The sequence below is a fragment of the Microcoleus sp. PH2017_08_TRC_O_A genome (assembly GCF_020738665.1).
Lineage (GTDB): Bacteria > Cyanobacteriota > Cyanobacteriia > Cyanobacteriales > Microcoleaceae > Microcoleus.
The window spans coordinates 64,685-84,611 of the sequence record NZ_JAEQCE010000023.1; the positions used below are offsets into that span (position 1 = coordinate 64,685).

The 19,927-nt window shown below is 44.2% G+C and carries 12 protein-coding genes; 3 read left to right on the forward strand and 9 right to left on the reverse strand.

Going from position 1 to position 19,927, the window contains the following annotated elements:
* Positions 1 to 193: 193 nt before the first annotated feature.
* Positions 194 to 1,786 (reverse strand): type II CAAX endopeptidase family protein, encoded by a 1,593-nt coding sequence (locus JGK22_RS10325; protein ID WP_293178069.1) that lies wholly within the window; start codon positions 1,784 to 1,786, stop codon positions 194 to 196.
* Positions 1,787 to 2,001: 215 nt separating this feature from the next.
* Here JGK22_RS10325 and JGK22_RS10330 point away from each other — a divergent pair, with 215 nt between their 5' ends.
* Together JGK22_RS10330 and JGK22_RS10335 are read left to right on the forward strand one after the other, a co-directional pair.
* Positions 2,002 to 3,351, forward strand: coding sequence for a histidine phosphatase family protein (locus tag JGK22_RS10330; protein ID WP_293178066.1), 1,350 nt, complete (start codon positions 2,002 to 2,004; stop codon positions 3,349 to 3,351).
* 679 nt (positions 3,352 to 4,030) lie between these two features.
* The gene (locus JGK22_RS10335) at positions 4,031 to 5,341 is read left to right on the forward strand and encodes a dihydroorotase (protein WP_293178064.1); all 1,311 of its coding nucleotides are present in this window, start codon (positions 4,031 to 4,033) and stop codon (positions 5,339 to 5,341) included.
* Between the two features lie 167 nt (positions 5,342 to 5,508).
* Here JGK22_RS10335 and JGK22_RS10340 read toward each other — a convergent pair whose 3' ends face one another.
* From JGK22_RS10340 to JGK22_RS10350, 3 genes are all read right to left on the reverse strand, one after another.
* Complete coding sequence (locus JGK22_RS10340; protein WP_293178061.1) at positions 5,509 to 6,846, reverse strand: adenylate/guanylate cyclase domain-containing protein; 1,338 nt, start codon at positions 6,844 to 6,846, stop codon at positions 5,509 to 5,511.
* Positions 6,843 to 7,235: a response regulator gene (locus JGK22_RS10345; protein WP_293178059.1), complete on the reverse strand. Its 393-nt coding sequence runs from the start codon at positions 7,233 to 7,235 to the stop codon at positions 6,843 to 6,845. The genes JGK22_RS10340 and JGK22_RS10345 overlap by 4 nt, the downstream gene beginning before the upstream one ends.
* A 132-nt stretch (positions 7,236 to 7,367) precedes the next feature.
* Positions 7,368 to 10,145, reverse strand: coding sequence for an ATP-binding protein (locus JGK22_RS10350; protein ID WP_293178056.1), 2,778 nt, complete (start codon positions 10,143 to 10,145; stop codon positions 7,368 to 7,370).
* Positions 10,146 to 11,156: 1,011 nt separating this feature from the next.
* Here JGK22_RS10350 and JGK22_RS10355 point away from each other — a divergent pair.
* A complete protein-coding gene (locus tag JGK22_RS10355) occupies positions 11,157 to 12,065 on the forward strand; it encodes a 4'-phosphopantetheinyl transferase superfamily protein (protein ID WP_293276821.1) in 909 nt (302 codons plus the stop codon).
* A 248-nt stretch (positions 12,066 to 12,313) separates the two neighbouring features.
* Here the strand turns inward: JGK22_RS10355 and JGK22_RS10360 are convergent, their stop codons facing one another.
* The 5 genes from JGK22_RS10360 to JGK22_RS10380 all read right to left on the reverse strand — a co-directional run bounded on the left by JGK22_RS10360 (position 12,314) and on the right by JGK22_RS10380 (position 19,498).
* Positions 12,314 to 12,709: a response regulator gene (locus JGK22_RS10360; protein WP_293178050.1), complete on the reverse strand. Its 396-nt coding sequence runs from the start codon at positions 12,707 to 12,709 to the stop codon at positions 12,314 to 12,316.
* Positions 12,710 to 12,937: 228 nt separating this feature from the next.
* Positions 12,938 to 14,383, reverse strand: a complete 1,446-nt coding sequence (locus tag JGK22_RS10365; RefSeq protein ID WP_293178047.1) for a response regulator — start codon at positions 14,381 to 14,383, stop codon at positions 12,938 to 12,940.
* Between the two features lie 440 nt (positions 14,384 to 14,823).
* Complete coding sequence (locus tag JGK22_RS10370; protein ID WP_293178044.1) at positions 14,824 to 16,155, reverse strand: adenylate/guanylate cyclase domain-containing protein; 1,332 nt, start codon at positions 16,153 to 16,155, stop codon at positions 14,824 to 14,826.
* Positions 16,152 to 16,544 (reverse strand): response regulator, encoded by a 393-nt coding sequence (locus JGK22_RS10375; protein ID WP_293146959.1) that lies wholly within the window; start codon positions 16,542 to 16,544, stop codon positions 16,152 to 16,154. Before JGK22_RS10375 ends, JGK22_RS10370 begins: the two co-directional genes overlap by 4 nt.
* Before the next feature lie 20 nt (positions 16,545 to 16,564).
* Complete coding sequence (locus JGK22_RS10380; RefSeq protein ID WP_293312811.1) at positions 16,565 to 19,498, reverse strand: ATP-binding protein; 2,934 nt, start codon at positions 19,496 to 19,498, stop codon at positions 16,565 to 16,567.
* Positions 19,499 to 19,927: the final 429 nt, after the last annotated feature.

Below are 19,927 nucleotides of genomic sequence, written 5' to 3' on the forward strand. Positions count from 1 at the left end.
GGTCACGCTCGGTTGGGTGCGATCGCCCGGGCTAACCTGACATCGATCGACCTACAAGATATTACTTCAATGTTAAAGCAAGTTTTTCCGTTAAAGTCAGCGACCGGGCGATCGCCAAATTCCACCTCAGCAGACAATGCCGATAGATGTCACAAAAGCCCGGTTTATTCACAATTATTAACAACCGCCCGAATTAACCCGCGCTGCCGCCCAAAAGAAACAGACTCAAGAGAGTTCCGCTATTCCAAAGACTGTGGAGAAGCATGGGGGCGAGGAGATTGCGCGATCGCGTGTACACAAACCCCAACACCGCGCCCAAAGTCGCCAAAGGCAGAATCTCAGAGACACTCAAGTGAGCCACCGCAAACAAAAAAGCCGAAGCTGCGATCGCCCCAGAAACAGGCAAATAGCGAGTCAGAGAAGGCAGTAGAAAGCCCCGAAACACGATTTCCTCAAAAACCGGAGCGGCGATCGCAGCAGTGCCGAAAAACACCGCCAGAGCCACGTTGTCCCTACCTTCAAGGACGATCGGCAAAATCGGATTGCTGCCGCCTTGTCCCTGCCATAATTGTTGATTGATCAGCGACACCACAACCACCAAAGGCAAAGCCACAAAATAGCCGCCAAACCCCCACAAAAACCAATTTCCCCGCCAATCTATCCGAAACCAACCATCAGGTAAAGGTAGAAAAGACTTGACCGAAAAATACAGTACCGAAAGCCCGCCAGCCGACAGCAACAAATAAGTAGCAAAGATATAAAAAGCCTTTTCGCGCCCGTCAAAAGTAGCAGGGTTCAGTTTAAGAACAGCTAGAGAAACTGGCAGCAAAAAATAGGGAATCAAGATTTGCCCGACAAAGAAAAAGCCGACCACCAGCACCTGCCAAACAATCTCGCCATCCCAAGGCACATCCCAAGTCAAGCTGGCATTGCGCGCCAACAGCGGCCCCGAACCTGCCTTATCTAACTGCTGGCGCTGCAACAGCCACTGCACGCTCAAACCAACCAGCAAAACCGTGCCGATACAAAGAGATATAGCCGGAACGCCAACAACAATTGCCAACTTTTCTATAGCTTGCTCAGCCGTTACTTGCTCTGCTGCTTGCAGCGCCACCAGCTCTTTAGAACGTTCTTGCAGCTTGTAAAGTTGTGCTAGAGCGCGATAGCGAAACCACCCATCCAAAGACTTTTGAATGCGCGGCTCAGCATCCGGCAAAAGTTGAGGCGGATTGCTCCAAATTCCCGTTAAAACCTGAGCAGTTACCACGGAAGGATCGGCATCAATTTCAGTTTTGTACCGCGTAACTAAACCCTGCCAAGTTTGGATCGCCTCCTTCGTTTTGCCGCTGCTTGCCTGCAAAACTCCCAATCGCAAGTCAAGTTCGTTTAGCAGCGCTGACTGTTGGCTTGTCAACTCTTGCACAGCCTTTTGTTGTGCCGATTTGAGAGCAGAATTTTCCGACTTTGAGACGAGAGTCGGCGGAATTTGTTTGAATTGTGCTTGAGTTGTTTCGAGAGTTTTTTGAGTCGAATCTCGCGCGTCTTTATACTGCGTTAAAGCCGTATTTAGAGGATCGGAACCGATAATATTGTTGCGCGCCGAACTTAAATTAGCACCCTGATTATTTTCTCCTTGCCACTCCGAGGCGTGCAGCAGCAAATTTGTCTGATAGAGTTCCAGCCGGCTTTGGATTTGGGGTTCACTCCAACTAGCAAGTAAAGATAAACCGACCAGAGCGATCGCGATCGCCGTTAAAATACCTAAAATTATCCGCTTCAGTGTCATTCCTGGTTTTCCGTCCCGCGCAAATCTGTGTCTAACTCTTTCCCATCTTTAATCATAGGTCGTTGCAGCCGAGAGTATCCCGCCACCTGGTAAAATTTCACTGGTTAATCTTTTTGACTCGCCTCGCACCCGAAGACTGGGTAAGGTACGCACCAGCACCCACGGACTCAGTAACAGGCTAAATCTAAAATCTAAAATCTAAAATCTAAAATCGAATGACCCGCATTATCTTAGTCCGTCACGGCAAAAGCACATACAATCAAGAACGTCGCATCCAAGGCCGCCTTGATAAATCAATTTTGACAGAAGCAGGCCGCGCCGGCGCAAAGCAAGTAGGCGACATCCTGAGCAGTATCACCTTTGATGCCGCCTATACAAGTCCCCTGCAACGAGCCAAAGAAACAGCCGAAATCATCCTGTCGCGCTTGACAAATCCGCCACAACTCCAGCCAACTGATAAATTGATGGAAATCGATTTGCCATTGTGGGAAGGAATGCTGCGTCAAGAGGCGATCGACCAATTCCCCGAAGCATATCAGCAATGGCAACAACATCCCGACAAATTTTCCATGAAAATCCCCTCCCCCGAAGGAGAAATCGAACACTTTCCGGTACTAGCCGTTTTTGCTAGCGCCCGCAAGTTTTGGAAAGAACTTTTATCACGCCACACTTCTGGCACAATTCTAGTAGTAGGTCACAACGGAATCAACCGCGCCCTAATCGCCACAGCTTCAGAAATCGCCCCAGATTACTATCAATCAATTCAACAATCAAATTGCGGAATTAGTGTCATCAATTTGGGATCTGCCGATGAACAAACAGAGTCCAACAATAAAATTGCTGTTCAATTAGAATCGCTGAATTTAACCGCCCATACCGGAGAAATCTTCCCCAAACCGAGGGACGGACACAGCGGCCCGCGCTTGTTGCTAGTGCGTCACGGCGAAACAGACTGGAATAGAGCAGGTAAATTTCAAGGACAAATAGACGTACCACTCAACGACAACGGCCGCGAACAAGCTCGACAAGCCGCAGAATTTCTTAAGGATGTAAAATTAGATTTTGCCATCAGCAGTTCCATGCTGCGCCCGAAAGAAACTGCCGAAATTATTCTCAAATATCACGGCGATTTGCAACTCGAACTCCGCGACGAATTGCGCGAAATTAGCCACGGACTTTGGGAAGGAAAATTTGAATCAGAAATAGAAGCATCCTATCCAGGTTTGCTCGAAGAATGGAAAATATCTCCCGAAAAAGTGCAAATGCCAGAAGGAGAAAATTTAGAGCAAGTTTGGACAAGGGCGATCGCAGCGTGGCGAGAAATTGTAAAATCAGTTAGCGGTACAGGAATTGTAGTTGCCCACGATGCCGTCAACAAAGCCCTTCTCTGCCACCTATTCAACTTAGAACCCGAACATTTCTGGAAATTCAAACAAGGAAACGGCGCGGTTAGCGTGATTGATTATCCCCACGGCCCCGATGGTTTGCCCGTATTGCAGGCGATGAATATCACAACTCATTTAAGTGGCGGTGTTTTCGATCAAACAGCAGCCGGAGCACTGTAATTTTTGAGGTGTTAACTTAAGTCTAAAATCCTTGATAAATCTCGCTGTTAGCGTAGTCTCGATCCCCCCTAACCCCCCTTCTTAAGGGGGGGGACAAGAGCCTTATCAAAGTCCTCAGACTATCCGGGGGCTGCAAGAGTGCTTCCGGTTCCCCCCTTCTTAAGGGGGAGTAGGCAGGGTGGTTTTATAGTCATCATAGAAATAGGTACGTAGTTGGGCTTCAGCCCTCTTTAGACGTATTTATAAAGAGGGCCCAAGCCCAACTACGTACCTTGATTAATATGACAGTTGCGTCTAATACGCCACCCGACGTTTGAGCGATGCTTTCAGTAGTTTCAGATTTATTTTTCGGACAATAAAACCGCCCTGCTTCTTAAGAGGGAGTAGGGGGCAAGAATGCGGGGGGATCGAAGGCCTAATTATCAAACAGTAGATTGATAGCACGTTTAAAGCTTAAGTTAACACGAATACCAATACCCTCCCCCACGCTTCGCCGGACAAAAGTCTGAATTTTAATAGCAACCACGAAACATCAATTGCAGAAACCCTTGCCTTTCTTCCCTCTTGCTTCGCGTCCTTAGCGTCTTCGCGGTTCGTTCTTCCCTCTTCCTTCTTCCCTCTTCCCTCTTCCCTCTTCCCTCTTCCTTCTTCCTTCTTCCTTCTTCCCTCTTCCTTCTATATGAATCGCGAACTGCTACAAAACATAAGAGTAATCGATCCAATTTCAAAGATCGATCGCACCGCTGACATTCTAATTACCGAAAATCAGATCCAAGCAATAGAAGAAAACATCACCGAAATTCCCGCCGACACAGAAGTCCGGGATTGCCGAGGCCTAATTTTAGGGCCAGGATTAGCCGATATCTACAGTCATAGCGGAGAACCGGGTTTTGAGGAACGAGAAACCCTAGAATCCTTAATGCAGGCGGCGGCGGCTGGCGGTTTTACCCGCCTAGCAATTTTGCCCGATACATCCCCACCTGTGGACAACTTGGCCGGTTTAGCCTTGTTGCAACAACACATCCGCAATTTATCGCCCTCCCTACCCCGCTTGTATTTTTGGGGCGCGCTGACAGCGGGCGTTAAAGGGCAGCAGATGGCCGAGTTGGGGGAGCTGGCCTCCTCTCCAATAGTAGGGTTTGCGGACGGTTTCCCGCTGTCTAATCCGGCTCTGGTGAGGCGTTTGCTTGAGTATATCCAGCCCTTGCATAAGTCGATCGCCTTGTGGCCGTGCGATCGCACTTTAGCCGGAAATGGCGCCGCGCGGGAAGGTGCAGTCTCCGTGCGCTTGGGTTTACCAGGAATTCCCGCAAGTGCAGAAACATCGGCTTTGGCGGCAATCCTGGAGTTAGTGGCATCTGGGGGAACAAGAGTGCACATCATGCGCGTTTCAACCGCCCGAAGCGTGGAATTGATTCGAGATGCCAAAGCGCGGGATTTACCGGTGACTGCGAGTGTAACTTGGATGCACTTGCTGTTAAATGTCGGCGCAATCTCAGGAAACTCTCAAGATTCCGCTGGCAAAAATGCTCTAACTGCTTCGGTTCCCTACGATCCGAATTTACACCTCGAACCGCCGTTAGGCAATCTGAGCGACCAATTAGCCTTAATTCAAGCTGTGAAAGATGGGGTGATTGATGCGATCGCGATCGACCACAATCCTCGTACTTACGAAGAAAAAACCGTGGCTTTTGCGGATAGTCCCCCAGGGGCGATCGGCTTGGAATTAGCGCTACCTCTGTTATGGCACGGACTCGTAGAAACTGGTGAATTTTCCGCTTTAGAACTGTGGCGAGTGTTGAGTACAGGCCCCGCCGTTTGTCTCGGTCAAACCCCCGCGAAGGTGGCGCTGGGAGCCTCTGCTGAGCTGATTTTGTTCGACCCGCTCATGACTTGGACGGTTGAAGGGCGCAGTCTGAAATCGCGATCGGCAAACACACCTTGGTTGGGACAGCAAATAGCCGGAAAAGTTCTACAAACTTGGGTTTAAGGGCAATACGCTTGGCTTAGGATTTGTCCTTCGAGAGGAACGAAGCAATCGAGCGTATCTGTTTTTCACTCTCATTTTGCCGATCGGACTTTATAATCCCAAGCGTATTGGGATTTAAAGACTAAACTCCGAACGATCAAACCGCATTTGATAGGACTAATAAACAATCAAAAAAAATCCGACTTACCCTCAGTTAATAGTGACTGCATTTCCTGAGAACGTTTCAGGTAATTCTGTGCTACGCGATCGAGCGGATTTTTGCGAACGCACTCAGCAAACAGTTGTGCCGCTTCCTTATGTTTGCTCGCACTATAGTTCCACAAAGCCTCTATAAATATATTAAAAGTTGCTAACTTGCCATCTTTAACTTCCGGCGGATCGGCATCAAATACTTCATGAATCGTCACCAACTCAGATTTGCCTTTAACTCTAACTCGACCAATATTTCTGATTGCATATTTTTGGTATTCACTTACATTTAACTGTAAAAAAGTATTGTTAGTAATTAACATCGATACCCCGTAACTTTTCGTCATCGTTTCCACGCGGGAAGCTAAATTCACCGCATCGCTAATCACCGTACTATCCATCCTCGTTGTTCCCCCAACAGTTCCCAGCATCAGGTTGCCCGTATTGATACCGATCCCAATTTTAATCGGTGCAAAGCCCTCATTAACGCGGTGTTGATTGTAATCGTCGAGACGGTGTAGCATAGAAATTCCAGCATTCACAGCATCGCTGGCACTGTGACCGAACAAAGCCATAATTGCATCGCCAATGTATTTATCAATAAAACCGTTATTTTCAATAATCGTTGGCTCCATGCGGCTCAAATAAGAATTAATAAACTTGAAATTTTCCTGAGGAGTCATTCCCTCAGAAAGAGTCGTAAAATCCCGAATATCAGAAAACAAGACAGACATTTCCTTTTCCACGCTGTCGCCGAGTTTGATATCAACCAAGCTTTCACGGCTTAGTAGCGAGACAAATTCATTCGGCACAAACCGTCTGGCAGCCTTAGTTAATTGTGATTGCAGTTCCAAGGCTATTTCTAACCTCTCATTCACTTTTCGCAGTTCGGCATTTTGTGCTGCTAGTTTTTTATCCTGACTGTAGCTGTGAACGGCTTCTGTCACGGTCAATTTCAAGTCTTCAGTTTGCCAAGGCTTGCCGATATAGCGGTAGAGTTTCGCGTGCTTGATCGCACTTCCCACAGCTTCAATTGTCGCCTGCCCTGTTAGCATCACCTTGAGAGTTTTGGGAGAAATTTCATGAACCCGCCTCAATAATTCATCTCCTTTCATATCAGGCATCACGTAGTCGGAGATAATTAAAGGAATCTCTTCTCCGTCTTCCATAAGTTCGGCAACTAACTCTAGAGCATCCTCACCTCCTTCCGCAATTTCAATCCGGTAAGTATTGCCTAAAGCATCTTTTAATTCAGCTTTGAGGCTTTTCAGAACCGTAGTTTCGTCATCGACGCAAATAATCACTTGTTTGCTCATAGCGATAAAGCCGTTTTAATGGTTTCAATTAACTCTTCTTCCGACCAAGGTTTGTGCAAGCAACGGTGCAAATCAGCTTCGTCAAATGCTCTTTGAACAGCATCTTCATCTGCTTGACCTGTCAGCATCACTTTAACTATATTCGGAAATTTTTGATGAACGCGAATTAGGAATTCATCTCCTTTCATTCCCGGCATCAACCAATCAGAAACAATCAAGATGATCGCTGTATCATCATCATTAAATTCATCTATCAATTCTAAAGCATCGGCGGGATTTTCCGCTAATTCATAAACGTAGGTATTGCCAAAGGCTGATTTGAGTTGAGTTTTGAGACTTTTCAAAACTACTTTTTCGTCGTCAACGCACAGGATAACAGGTTTAGACATACTTTTTTATTCTCAGCCGTTCTTTGTTTGCCATTGAGTGTATCCTCTAGTTTGTTGGGCAGGCACTGTCCCCAAAAAAACGCATAACGCAAGTTGCAGAAGCGATAAGAGCAATGCCTACCCTCAAAGAGGTTATCCGGGATTGACGGGTATAGAAACGGTAAAAGTCGTTTTGCCAGGAACCGATGCAACTTCGATTGTACCGCAATGTTTTTCAATGATTTTTCTGACAATATCAAGCCCTAAACCTGTGCCTTCTCCCGGTGGCTTAGTTGTGAAGAAAGGCTGGAATATTTTCGAGATAACTTCTTCAGGAATTCCCTTACCGCTATCCGTGACAGCCACTTTGACACGATTGCTTTCTTGAAAAACATCCAGAGTTAATGTACCTTTATTATCCATCGCTTGCAGGGCATTGTGGATGAGATTTGTCCACACCTGATTTAGTTGATCGGGGTAGCAGAGTACAGGTTCAATTTCTTGGAAGTTTCGCAATACTTCTACCCCGTGTTTCAAGTTGTTTTGATAAAGGGTAAGTACGGTTTCTATGCCGTCAACTAAATCCGATTGAATCATCACTTCTGAAGAGTCGTGTCGGGCATAATTTTTCAGAGCAAAGACGACTTTTGATGCTCGATCCGTTGCGGTATTAATTGTTTGGGTGCCTCGCTGGATTTCTGTGAGTTTGTAAGCCATGTCTAAGATTAGCTCGCGATCGGGTTTTTGCAACAGAGACATAAAGTCATCCGCTTCATAAATCCCCATATCTACTAAGGTGTCCGCGATATCATCGGCTTCGTCAATATTTTCATCTTCTAGTTGACCTACCAAAGTTCGCTTTAATTTCCTTTCTTCTTTGGCTGTCAAAGTTATATCTTTTTGCAGCGATTGATTTAATAACATGAAGAAGTTATCGGCTTCTTCGGGAGAAAACGATTGAAAAAGTTCGGGCAAGTTGGAGAGGGTTTGTCCCAAGAATTTGCTCATATTTCCGGCACTCGAACGGATCGCACCCAGCGGAGTATTTAGTTCGTGGGCAACTCCCGCTACTAATTGTCCTAAAGCAGCCATTTTTTCTGAATGAACTAACTCTTGTTGGGTGGTTTGTAGGTCTTCTAATGCTGTTCTAAGTTCTTGGGTTCTTTCGGTAACTTGAACTTCGAGAGTGCGGTTGTATTCGGCTACTAATTTTTCGGATTCTTTGCGTTGGGTAATGTCGGTAAAAGCTGCGATTGCATAATTCACCTTTCCTTTGTCATCATAAATTGGCGTTCCCCAAACTTCGAGCGGAATAGTCCTGTTTGGCTGGTGAATTTCTATATCGTCAGCATTGACACTTGCCCCTCGAAAAGCACACACTATCGGGTCTTTTTCTTGAGGGTATATTTCCCCGCTATCGGCGAGATAAATTTGATATACCTCTCCAATTTCAGCAGATTTAATATCGTCAACCATGTCTTTACCAAGCAAGGATTGAGCCCGAGAATTAACGTAGTAGGGTTTACCGCTGGGTTCTGCTACAAATATCCCCACCGGCACGGCTTCTAAAATTTGGTTGAGTCGGCTTTTACTCTCGGATAATTCAGCATTCAAACTTTGCATTTCCTCAAAAGAAAATTGCAGTTGTTGTGCCATAGTTTGAAATGAGTTAGCAAGTTCGCCAACTTCATCATTCCGGTTTATTTCTACAGTTTTCCCCCACTGACCTTTGGTAATATTTTTTGCTGCTTCATTTAAGTGTAAAATTGGTTTTGTCACCCATCTAGCTGTTAGTATACCGACAATTATAGCTGCCGCCAAAGCTGCAATACACAGCAAAACAGTAGTTTTGTTGTTGGTATTAATTTGTTCCAAGAAATCTGATTCGGGAATAATTACTACAATCAGCCAGTTCAAACCTTTGTCATCTTTTATGGGCGTAACTTGCATGAATTGTAGCTGGTCTTTAATCTTTAACCTAAGCTGTTGGTTTTGCTGAATGTTGTTGAGGTTACCAAAATGCTCTTGCAGGTATTTAGTAGTGAGGCTGATGGTGGCGTTTTGGCTGGCAGTTGCCTGAATTCTTTCTGTCTCTTCACCTTTGATTAAATATACTGGATCTTGCGTTGATGTTGTAATTAATTCACCCGATCGCTCAATAATAAACGTTTGACCAGATTTGCCAATTTTTAACTTTTGGAGGAACTCGTTAACTCGCGAAAATAGTAAGTCAGTGCCTAAAATTGCCTGCAACTGCCCCGATTCGTCGTATAACGGTTGCGCCGCTGTAATTCCCAATCCTTTGCTGGTAAAGTCGGCGTAAATTTTGCTCCAAGTTGCCGTTTGTGCTTCGGTTGCTGCTGTGTACCAGGGACGAACTCGCGGGTCAAATTTAGGTTTTACTTTAACTAAGTTCGTTGGTTCGCCGCGGTTGTTAGCAGCATAATAATTCATGTTGCCGTCTGTAAGCTCGGTGCGTTCTTGCAATAAAAAATTTCCCTCATTAGTGCGCCTCGCGGCAATAAAATCTCCGCCTGGAGTGGCAATATACGTAACGCTTACTGTGTCAAAAGTTTGCAGTTGCTTCCAGAAGTGGCGCTGTATTTGCGGAATGTTTTGCAAGTTGAGATCCCCCAGCTCAAAAGCATTGGCTTTGAATTGATTTAGTTGGTGGGGAAATGCCATGTATGCTTGGATTCTTTCGGAGATGCGATCGCTAATTTCTTCCTGCAATTTGGTAGCAACTTCGTTAACAGCTTGCTGTCCATTGCGAAATGACAAATACCCCACAACTCCGACTGCTGCGAATATTTGCACCACGAATGGAACTACCAGAACTGTTCGCAAAGGGAGGGAGCGAACTGCTTTTACCACTAATCTGCCAGCAGATTTGGTTGGTTGTAAAAATTTGATGTTTGAAGGAGTAGTCATGCTTGGAAAAACTTGTTGCTTAGAAAACACTTTCTGGATTTAATTAGTTGCACCCAACAAGTTATGATTTGTTATCCCAGCACCCTGATTGTGAATTTGGCCTTGCTGTAGTGCACGCAAGCGATTTTTGCTGTATTATAGCAAGCAAATCGTCCGGCAACAGCGATCGCCCCATCTAATACTTCTTGATTGACTTTAGTTACAGGTACTACTGTAGGTGGCCGACATCCACCTTAAAAATTTGGATGCCTACTCGCAAGCATCGCCAGACAGTATTTCCTGTTTCCTCAGTGCTGTCAAAAAAATGATGCTGTAAATACGCAGGCAGTTATCCTGGCGATCGCGCATACAGAAAAAAGCAGACATCCTTTAGATTTGCTATCACGATCGCAGTTTATTTGACAAAACGAATCAAAGGAAAACAACTGTAATTAATTTTACAACCAAATAGAGTGAATATCCGGATTATTTGGGAATTTGTTGCAGTTCCAGTCCTCGACGCAGAACTTCTAGATGTAGGGTGTGGCGTGCATCACCTTACTTGCGGCTATGAGTAGCGTGTAAAATCACTTTTTAGGCTGAGTCCTAAGTTATTAAATTGTAAATACGAGCTGATCGGCAGCTTTGCCCCCGATGGCTCGCAGGAAAAATAAATATATCCTTGCCCCCCCCTAAAGCTACAATTTTTGCTATAAAAACCAGAAAAACGTAATTATGTAAAAGGGAACTTGGGAGCGGATATCTGGATTTTTAGTGCAAAACAAACACTAAATATTCCGGATTTTTGACCTGAGAGCTGAAATAAAGATATTCATCTTTGGGAACACATACATTAGCAATTTGTCTTAATTGTTTAAGCCAATTGGCTTAAATTTTCCTTCTTCAGGTCGCTGACAACAAAAAAGTGCGATCGCTCTGGGCGTGAAATCTACCTAATACAAAATAATATCGAGACTCGTGCGATGCGTGCAAGTGCGATCGCCAGACTCAAGCAAAAAATTAGCACATCTCATGGTAGAATCCTTTGTAATTGGCGATTTCACGTCGGGAAACACATCCGCCAAGCAAACAACTTCCACCGCCCAAAGCCCCCATAGTTCGATCGATAGTCTCATCGCCAGAGACGATATTTTGACCCACCAAGCCCAAAAAAAGGGCAAATACATGACTGCTGTTGTTCCTTCGTGGAATTCCCCACCAGAAAACCTGACATTAGACATCAACGAAATTCATGTTTGGCGCGTCTCTCTGGCTCAAACGGCGTCTTGCGTGCGGACTTTAGCAGAGACTCTCTCTACCGACGAACAGACAAAAGCAGAGCGTTTTCACTTTCCAAAAGATCGATCGCAATTTATTGTGACTCGCGGTGCGCTGAGAGAAATTCTGAGTCGCTACCTGCACATAAATCCCAGCCATCTAAGCTTTGAATACAACCCCTACGGCAAACCCTCTCTCATCGTCGCCCAAAGTGGAGATACCCTGCGTTTCAATTTGTCTCACTCTCACGAACTTGGGCTAATTGCCATTACCAAAAATCGAGATATTGGCGTCGATATTGAACGAATAAATCCCAACTTTCCCTGTCTAGAGATTGCTGAAAAGTTTTTTTCACCATTAGAAAACACCGTGCTGCGTTCTCTATCCAAAAATCTCCAAAACCACGCTTTTTTTGCCTGCTGGACTCGGAAAGAAGCCTACATCAAAGCAGTCGGAAAAGGATTATCTATTCCCCTGAATGAGTTTGATGTGACCCTCACACCAGGAGAACCCGCAGCACTATTAAATGTTGAACAAAACCCCGAAGAATCATCGAAATGGTCTTTAATTGAATTAATTCCCTGTTCAGATATCGTCGGGGCTGTTGCGGTTGCAGGAGATTGCTCGAAACTTCATTGTTGGCAATGGACAGCGAAGTTTTGAGCTATGATTCGTAGTGAACAATGCGAGTCCTTCTAAAAAGGTTCGCAGTGAGGACTTTAGTCCTTCTTCACCTTCAAAGAGAGGACTGAAGTCCGAAGGATCGAACAGTTATTTAGTGCAATACCTAAATGTTTGACCCAGACTTGGATGTGACGTGCGATCGCAAAGTAGTAATACTTCCCCGGAATATTAATTCAGACTTGCGATCGTAGTTTGCTCACCATCACCTCCTATAATTACTTGTGGGTTCAAGTTTTTTTAAGCCCAGATTTAATGATCTCAATTAACTCCGATTCCAACCAAGGCTTATACAAGCACGAATGAAGGTTTGCTTCCTTTTTTACCCTGGCAATAGCAGCTTCATCAGCTTGACCTGTTAGCATAACTTTCACGATTTTTGGGAATTTTTGGTGGATGCAAATCAGCAGATCGTCCCCCTTCATCCCGGGCATTAACCAATCTGATACAATCACCAGAACTTGAGACTCCTCTTCAGTAAGCTCCTCTAGCATTTCTAGAGCATCCATCGCATTTTCGGCCAGTTCATAAGAATATTCAGTACCAAAAGCTGACTTGAGTTGCACTTTGAGACTCTCCAATACAGCGATTTCATCATCAACACATAAAATTACTGGTTTAGGCATTTTACTCTTTACACTAAAAATTGTGACTTGGGAATTGGAGATTGGAAATTGGGAATTGGGAATTGGGAGAAAAAGAAAGCAGAAACAGCTACCCGTCGATCCGTAATACCAGTTTCAAGAAAGAATGCAAATGTAAGCCCGCGATTCAAACCCTGATAGTCATCAGTCATTCCCAATCTCAAATCTCAAATCTCAAATCTCAAATGGTATGACTTCAGTTTTGTGCTACTAATTCCTCGGTAAATAAACTGTAAACGTGGTTTGTCTGGGAAGTGATTTTACTTCTATTTTACCTTGATGTTTGTCAATTATTTGTTTAACAATATGCAACCCTAAACCACTACCTTCCCCTAAGGATTTTGTTGTAAAAAAAGGCTCAAATATTTTCTCTTGAATATCCAACGGTATACCTTTGCCTGTATCGGCAATAGTAATCTTTATCTGCTCACCTGCCTCAATCGCGTCAATAGTTAAAGTACCTTGATAGTCCATAGCTTGTAAAGCATTGTGGACGATATTTGTCCACACCTGATTGAGTTCGTCAGGATAGCAAAGTACAGGGGGTAGTTCTGGAAGGTTCAGCACTATATTCACTCGATTTTTGATTTGATTGTGATAGAGAGTCAACACCGTTTCGATACCATCACCTATCTTGGCTAAACTCTTATCGCTCGACGGTTGACCTCCTGTGTATTCTTTGAGAGCAAATATTATTTTTGCCGCTCTATCTGCTGCTATTGCTATGGTTTGCATACCTCTTTGCATACCGGATATTTTATAAGCACTATCTAAGATATACAAACTATCAGATCTTTTTAACAGTGGCAAAAAAGGCTCTATTTTGTCATAAATTCTCATGTCCACAATCGTATCAGCCAAATCCTCTGGTTTTGCAACTTGTTCGGAGTTAAATTGACTGATAAAAAGCCTTTTCACTTTGCGGTCTTCTTTGGCAGAGAAACTGGGTTTTTCTTGGAGCGACCTATTGATTAATGCTAAAAAAATTTCCGCTTCTTCTATAGATAAAGACTGAAATAGTGCAGGCAACTGCTGTAGAGATTGCTCTAAAAACTTAAAAATGTTCCCCGCCGAAGAGCGAATTGCTCCCAATGGAGTATTGATTTCGTGAGCAATTCCTGCGATTAATTGTCCCAACGCAGCCATTTTTTCTGAATTAATTAGTTCGTTTTGAGTAGACTTTAATTCTAGCAAAGTAGCATTCAATCTCTCATTAGTTTCCGCTAGCTCATCATTTTTAGATTGCAAATTGTTTTGCAGATTTTGTAAACTCAAGTGAGTTGCGACACGAGCCAAAACTTCTTCTACTTGAAAAGGTTTGGTAATGTAGTCTACTCCGCCGACGCCAAAAGCTTTGATTTTATCCAGTACATCGCTCAAGGCACTGATGAAGATCACGGGTATGCCGCGAGTGCGATCGTCCGCTTTGAGCTTTTCGCATACTTGATAGCCGTCGATCACCGGCATATTAATATCCAGCAAAATCAAATCCAAAGCAATGGTTTGGGCAATTGATATAGCTTGGTTTCCATCCCGTGCGGGTCTAACATTGTACCCTTGTTCTGTCAAAATCCCAGCGAGAAGGCGCAAATTAGCTGGAGTGTCGTCAACTACAAGAATATTCGCCGTTGGTGGGACTATTTGCTGGCTGCTCACGATCGCTTAAACTCTCTTGTGTTATTTTTTAGAGCTGTCAATTAAAATCACTATTTTACCGCAGTTCAACTGATTTGCCAAGATAGTCGCGACTTTCACTCAACTGATACCAGTTCAAAAAAAGAATGCGACTCTATGCAGGATCCCAACCCTCATGCCAGTCATTACGAATCTCAAATCTCAAATCGGAAAATGGAAAATCGTATGAGACTGTTCTCTGAAGAGAGGACGCTGCTAGGCACTAGACGCTCATCAACCCGCTGTATGACTGTATTTTTTGTTGCTCAACCCAGGATTTTTGAAAGGAACCTGGTTTCTCGCTCTGAGAGTAAAAAAACCGGGTTCTTGAGATAAGATTATGGACTCAAACCCAAAGCTTTCTTTCCTATTTCCGGTTCATTTATAGTTGGTAATGACCGGAATGTATTCAATTTATTATATTAAATAAAGTCAGAATTACTTTGGGGCAATATTGCGTGCATTTCGTGACAGCGTTGCAGATAATTTTGCGCCACCCTATCTAGGGGATTCTTGCGTACACAATCCGCAAACAGTTCTGCCGCTTCTTGATGTTTAGCAGCAGCGTAATTATACAGTGCTTCGACAAATACGGGTAAAGTTGCTAACTTACGCTCTTTCAATTCAGGTGGATCGGCATCAAAAACTTCGTAAATTGTCATCAAATCCGATTTACCTTTTACTCGAACACAGCCGATATTTCGGATTGAGTAACTTTTGGGATCGGTCAACTGCAAAAAAGTATTTTGAGCGATCAACATCGACACCCCGTAACTTTTCGTCATAGTTTCCAGCCGCGAGGCTAAATTCACAGCGTCGCCAATCACCGTACTGTCCATCCTGTTAGTTGACCCAACTGTTCCTAACATCAATGAACCCGTATTGATGCCAATCCCAATTTTAATAGGTGCGTAACTGCAACTCATGCGATGTTGATTGTATTCAGCGAGACTGTGCAACATAGAAATTGCAGCATTCACGGCATCGCTGGCACTCTGACCGAATAAAGCCATAATTGCATCGCCAATATATTTATCAATAAAGCCGTGATTTTTAATAATGTTTGGCTCCATTCGACTCAAATAGGAATTAATAAAATTGAAATTTTCTTGAGGTGTCAGGCTCTCAGAAAGAGCCGTAAAATCCCGAATATCGGAAAACAATATTGACATTTCCTTTTCCACGCTGTCGCCGAGTCGAACGTCGCTCAAGCTATCGTGGCTTAGCAGCGAGACAAATTCATTCGGCACAAAGCGTTTAGCAGCTTCTGTTAATTTTAATTGCTGTGACAGAGCAACTTCTAACTCCTGATTGATTTTCCGAAGTTCGGCATTTTGTTCTGCTAGTTTTTTATCCTGACTGTAGCTGTGGACGGCTTCTGTCACAGTCAATCTTAAGTCTTCAGTTTGCCAAGGTTTGCCGATGTAGCGGTAGAGTTTTGCCTGTTTGATGGCATTTCCTACCGCTTCAATAGTCGCCTGACCCGTCAGCATCACCTTGAGAGTTTTGGGGGAAATTTCGTGAACTAGCCGCAACAATTCATCGCCTTTCATGTCAGGCATCACGTAGTCCGAGATAATCAAAGGGATTTCATAGCCGTCTTCGAGCAATTCAGCAATTAACTCTAGGGCATCTTTACCTCCTTCGGCAATTTCAATCTCATAAGTATTGCCTAAAGCTTCTTTTAATTCTGTTTTAAGACTTTTCAGAATTGTTTTTTCATCGTCAACGCAAATAATGACTTGTTTGGTCATAATGATAAGGCTGTTTTAATGGTTTCGATCAACTCTGATTCCGACCAAGGTTTCTGCAAACACCGATGGAGGTTGGCTTCGTCAAAAGCCCTCTTGACTGCCTCTTCATCGGCTTGACCGGTCAGCATAATTTTTACTGTTTTTGGAAATTTTTGATGAACTCGAATCAGAAATTCATCTCCTTTCATTCCTGGCATTAACCAATCCGATACAATCAAGATAACTGAGATTTCGTCGTCAGTGAATTCATCAATTAACTCTAGAGCATCGGCGGGACTTTCTGCTATCTCGTAAAGATAAGCATTCCCAAAGGCAGATTTTAGTTGCGTTTTCAGACTTTTTAAAACTACTTTTTCGTCATCAACACACAGGATAATTGGTTTAGACATTTTTGCTAATTAACTAAGTTTTAGGAGAGATTGACAGGTAGAACAACTGTAAAAGTAGTTTGGCCTGGAACAGATTCAACTTCTATTTTACCGCGATGTTTGTCAATAATTTTTCTGACTATATCGAGACCCAGACCGCTGCCTTCTCCGGGGGGTTTTGTGGTGAAGAATGGAGCGAATATTTTGGGCATTACTTCGGATGGAATTCCGGCGCCGCTATCTGTAACACCGACTTTGATATTGTTGCCTTCCTGAAGGATATCCAGAGTTAATGTGCCTTGATTGTCCATCGCTTGCAGGGCGTTGTGAATCAGATTTGTCCATACTTGATTGAGTTGGTCTGCATAGCACATTACGGGCGGTATTGTTTGGAAATTGCGGATGACTTCGACGTTGTGTTTGAGGTTATTTTGATACAGGGTGAGTACGGTTTCTATGCCTTCGGTTATATTAGATGCAGCCATCGTTTCTGATGAGTCGTAACGGCCATAGGTTTTCAAGGCGAATACGACTTTAGAAGCGCGATCGGCTGCGGTATTGATTGTTTGGGTTCCTCGCTGGATTTCGGAGAGTTTGTAAGCCATTTCTAAGATGCGATCGCGATCGACCTTTTGCAGCAGAGACAGAAAGTCGTCAGCCTCGTAAATCCCCATATCTACCAAAGTGTCGGCGATCGCATTCCCTTCGTCAATATTTTCGTCTTCGAGTTGACGAATCAAAGCCCGCTTTAACTTCCTTTCTTCTTTAGCTGTTAAAGTCAGATCTTTTTGTAGCGAGCGATACAGTAGTGTGTTAAAACTTTCAGATTCTGCGGGGGAAAGCGACTGAAACAGTGAGGGCAAATTGGTGATGGTTTGCTCTAAAAAAGTAGTCATACTTCCGGCACTCGATCGAATTGCGCCCAGAGGAGTATTCAATTCGTGGGCAACTCCGGCGACTAATTGACCTAAAGCTGCCATTTTTTCCGATTGAATCAGCTCTTCTTGAGTGGTTTGCAGGTTGTCTAAGGCTGTTTTGAGCTCTTGGGTTCTTTCGGTGACTTGGACTTCGAGAGTGCGGTTGTATTCCGCTACCAATTTCTCGGCTTGTTTGCGCTGGGTGATATCGGCAAAAGCTGCGATCGCATAACTCACCTTTCCTTTATCATCATAAATGGGCGTTCCCCAAACCTCGATCGGAATAATCCTGTCAGACTGGCGAATTTCCATATCATCAACGTTAACGCTGGCTCCCTTAAAAGCATTAGCAAGGGGTTCTTTGTCTGCTGGATAAAGTTCGTTGGTACCTGCCAGATAAGCTTGATAAATCTCTCGAAGTTCTGACTCAGTATTAGCGATGATGCCTGTACCTAATAAATCCTGAGCGCGAGAATTAACATAGTAAGGTTTGCCACTAGACTCGGCGACAAATATACCCACCGGCACTGCTTCCAAAATTTGGTTTAATCGACTTTCACTCTCAGACAATTCGGCATTCAAAGCTTGCATTTCTGTGAAAGATACTTGAAGTTGCGCCGCCATACTATTAAATGAATTGGCAAGTTCCCCGACTTCATCGGATCGGTTGAGCGTTACACTTTTGCCCCATTCACCTTTAGCAATATTTTTGGCAGCCTCGTTCAAAGATAAAATTGGTTTTGTCACCCATCTAGCCGTAACAACGCCAACAATTATCGCGACGACAAAAGCAGCAGCGCACAACAAAATAGTCGCAGTATTGTTGGCATTAATTTGTGCCATAAAATCCGCTTCGGGAACCACCACCACAATTAACCAATCCAATCCTTTGTCATCTTGCCAAGGCAGAACTTGTAAAAATTGTTTTTTCCCCTCAACATCAAATTCTAGTGACTGCGCCGTTTTCAGAGATTGAAACTCGTTAAAATTAGCTCGTAAATATTTAGCCGTGGTTTGAGTGAAAGTATTTTTACTGTCAATTGCTTTAACTCGTTCGGCTCCGTATTCTTTGTTGATGGTATGAAACGGTCTTTCTCCTGTCGAAGTTGCGACTAACATTCCGGATCGCTCGACAATAAAAACCTGTCCAGTTTCGCCGATTTTTAAGCTTTGCAAAAACTTACCAATGGTGGACAAATTAATATTAGTTAGCAATACCCCTTGCAATTTGCCTTGTTTGTCGTAGAAAGGCATAGATGCGCCGAGATAGGCAGTAATGCCAGCCGTATTGGGATAAATCTGACTCCAGGTGGGTTTACCAGCAGCTACCGCAGCTTTGTACCAGGGGCGAGTGCGCGGGTCAAAATTAATTTTGTTGTTTAATACTGCGCCGATTTCGCCGGATTCATTGGTGGCATAGGTGCGGAAATCATAGTTACTTGCTGCTGTCGATACTCTCCAAGTCAGCGATCCGTTGTCGAGCCTTTCTGCCCCCAAGTTGTCTCTTTGTTCTAATCCTAAACCGGTAAAAGTGAGGGTGTCAAATATCTGAAGCTGCCGCCAAAAATGACGCTGTAAAACAGGTACATCTTCCAGGTTGAGGGTGCCGAGTTCGATCGCAACAGCATTGATCTGGTTGACCTGATGGGGTACAGTCAGGTAAGCACCGAGATTCTGTTGGACGCGGCTGCCTACTTCTGTCATTAGTCGATCGGCAATTTCGTTGACTGCCTTCTGTCCGTTTTTAAATGAGAGATATCCTACCAGTCCCACCGCCGCGAACAGTTGCAAGACGAAGGGAACTATCAGAACTGTTCGCAGGGTTCGGGAGCGAGCAGTTTTTGCGGCTTCGGTGGCAGTAGATGGGGTTTTGTTCACAACGTTAGTGCTGGATCTAATTAGGATCGGGATTGTTTTGAGTTCAGAAATACTCGCAGGCGGGCGACATCCACCTGCAAAAAATTGACGGCCCGCCCAAATCGCCATGCCGTATTTCGCTCTCTTTGGGATGCACAGGAGTTGAGAAACCGATTTAGCAACCAGATTCGTCGCTGTCAAACCAAGATTTGTTGTAAAAACCCGGTTTCTTTTCGTAAGTTTTATTCTGGTTATTCCGTCTTGCCAGAGTCTGCTGATTTTTGAGGTGCAACTTTTGAACAGAAGCGTGCACCGCTCGACTCTACAACATTTTTTAGTGCATGAATGAATAAATACAAACGCCTGCTTTCGATTCTACAATAAATAGAGGTAATATTGCGAGCGCTGGGTCATTTGTTGCACTTTTTAAGTCAAAGTGCCGGGAGTGCAAGCTTTGGGCTGTGGTGGTAATTTATCGATCGTACAAATTCATAGCAGAAGCCATAAGCCATAAGCCATAAGCGATCGCCTGCAAGATGCCCAATAGCAGTAAGGTGCAGACACAAGCACCCGACATACTTAGGTTTTCGATTGACGGATTTGAGCGCAAAGGACGATCGCCCTTTGCGC

Bases quoted from the DNA above. Each gene is read 5' to 3' on its own strand.
- JGK22_RS10325 (WP_293178069.1), bottom strand. From the start codon at position 1,786: ATGACACTGAAGCGGATAATTTTAGGTATTTTAACGGCGATCGCGATC.
- JGK22_RS10330 (WP_293178066.1), top strand. From the start codon at position 2,002: ATGACCCGCATTATCTTAGTCCGTCACGGCAAAAGCACATACAATCAA.
- JGK22_RS10370 (WP_293178044.1), bottom strand. From the start codon at position 16,155: ATGACCAAACAAGTCATTATTTGCGTTGACGATGAAAAAACAATTCTG.
- JGK22_RS10340 (WP_293178061.1), bottom strand. From the start codon at position 6,846: ATGAGCAAACAAGTGATTATTTGCGTCGATGACGAAACTACGGTTCTG.
- JGK22_RS10360 (WP_293178050.1), bottom strand. From the start codon at position 12,709: ATGCCTAAACCAGTAATTTTATGTGTTGATGATGAAATCGCTGTATTG.
- JGK22_RS10345 (WP_293178059.1), bottom strand. From the start codon at position 7,235: ATGTCTAAACCTGTTATCCTGTGCGTTGACGACGAAAAAGTAGTTTTG.
- JGK22_RS10355 (WP_293276821.1), top strand. From the start codon at position 11,157: ATGGTAGAATCCTTTGTAATTGGCGATTTCACGTCGGGAAACACATCC.
- JGK22_RS10350 (WP_293178056.1), bottom strand. From the start codon at position 10,145: ATGACTACTCCTTCAAACATCAAATTTTTACAACCAACCAAATCTGCT.
- JGK22_RS10335 (WP_293178064.1), top strand. From the start codon at position 4,031: ATGAATCGCGAACTGCTACAAAACATAAGAGTAATCGATCCAATTTCA.
- JGK22_RS10375 (WP_293146959.1), bottom strand. From the start codon at position 16,544: ATGTCTAAACCAATTATCCTGTGTGTTGATGACGAAAAAGTAGTTTTA.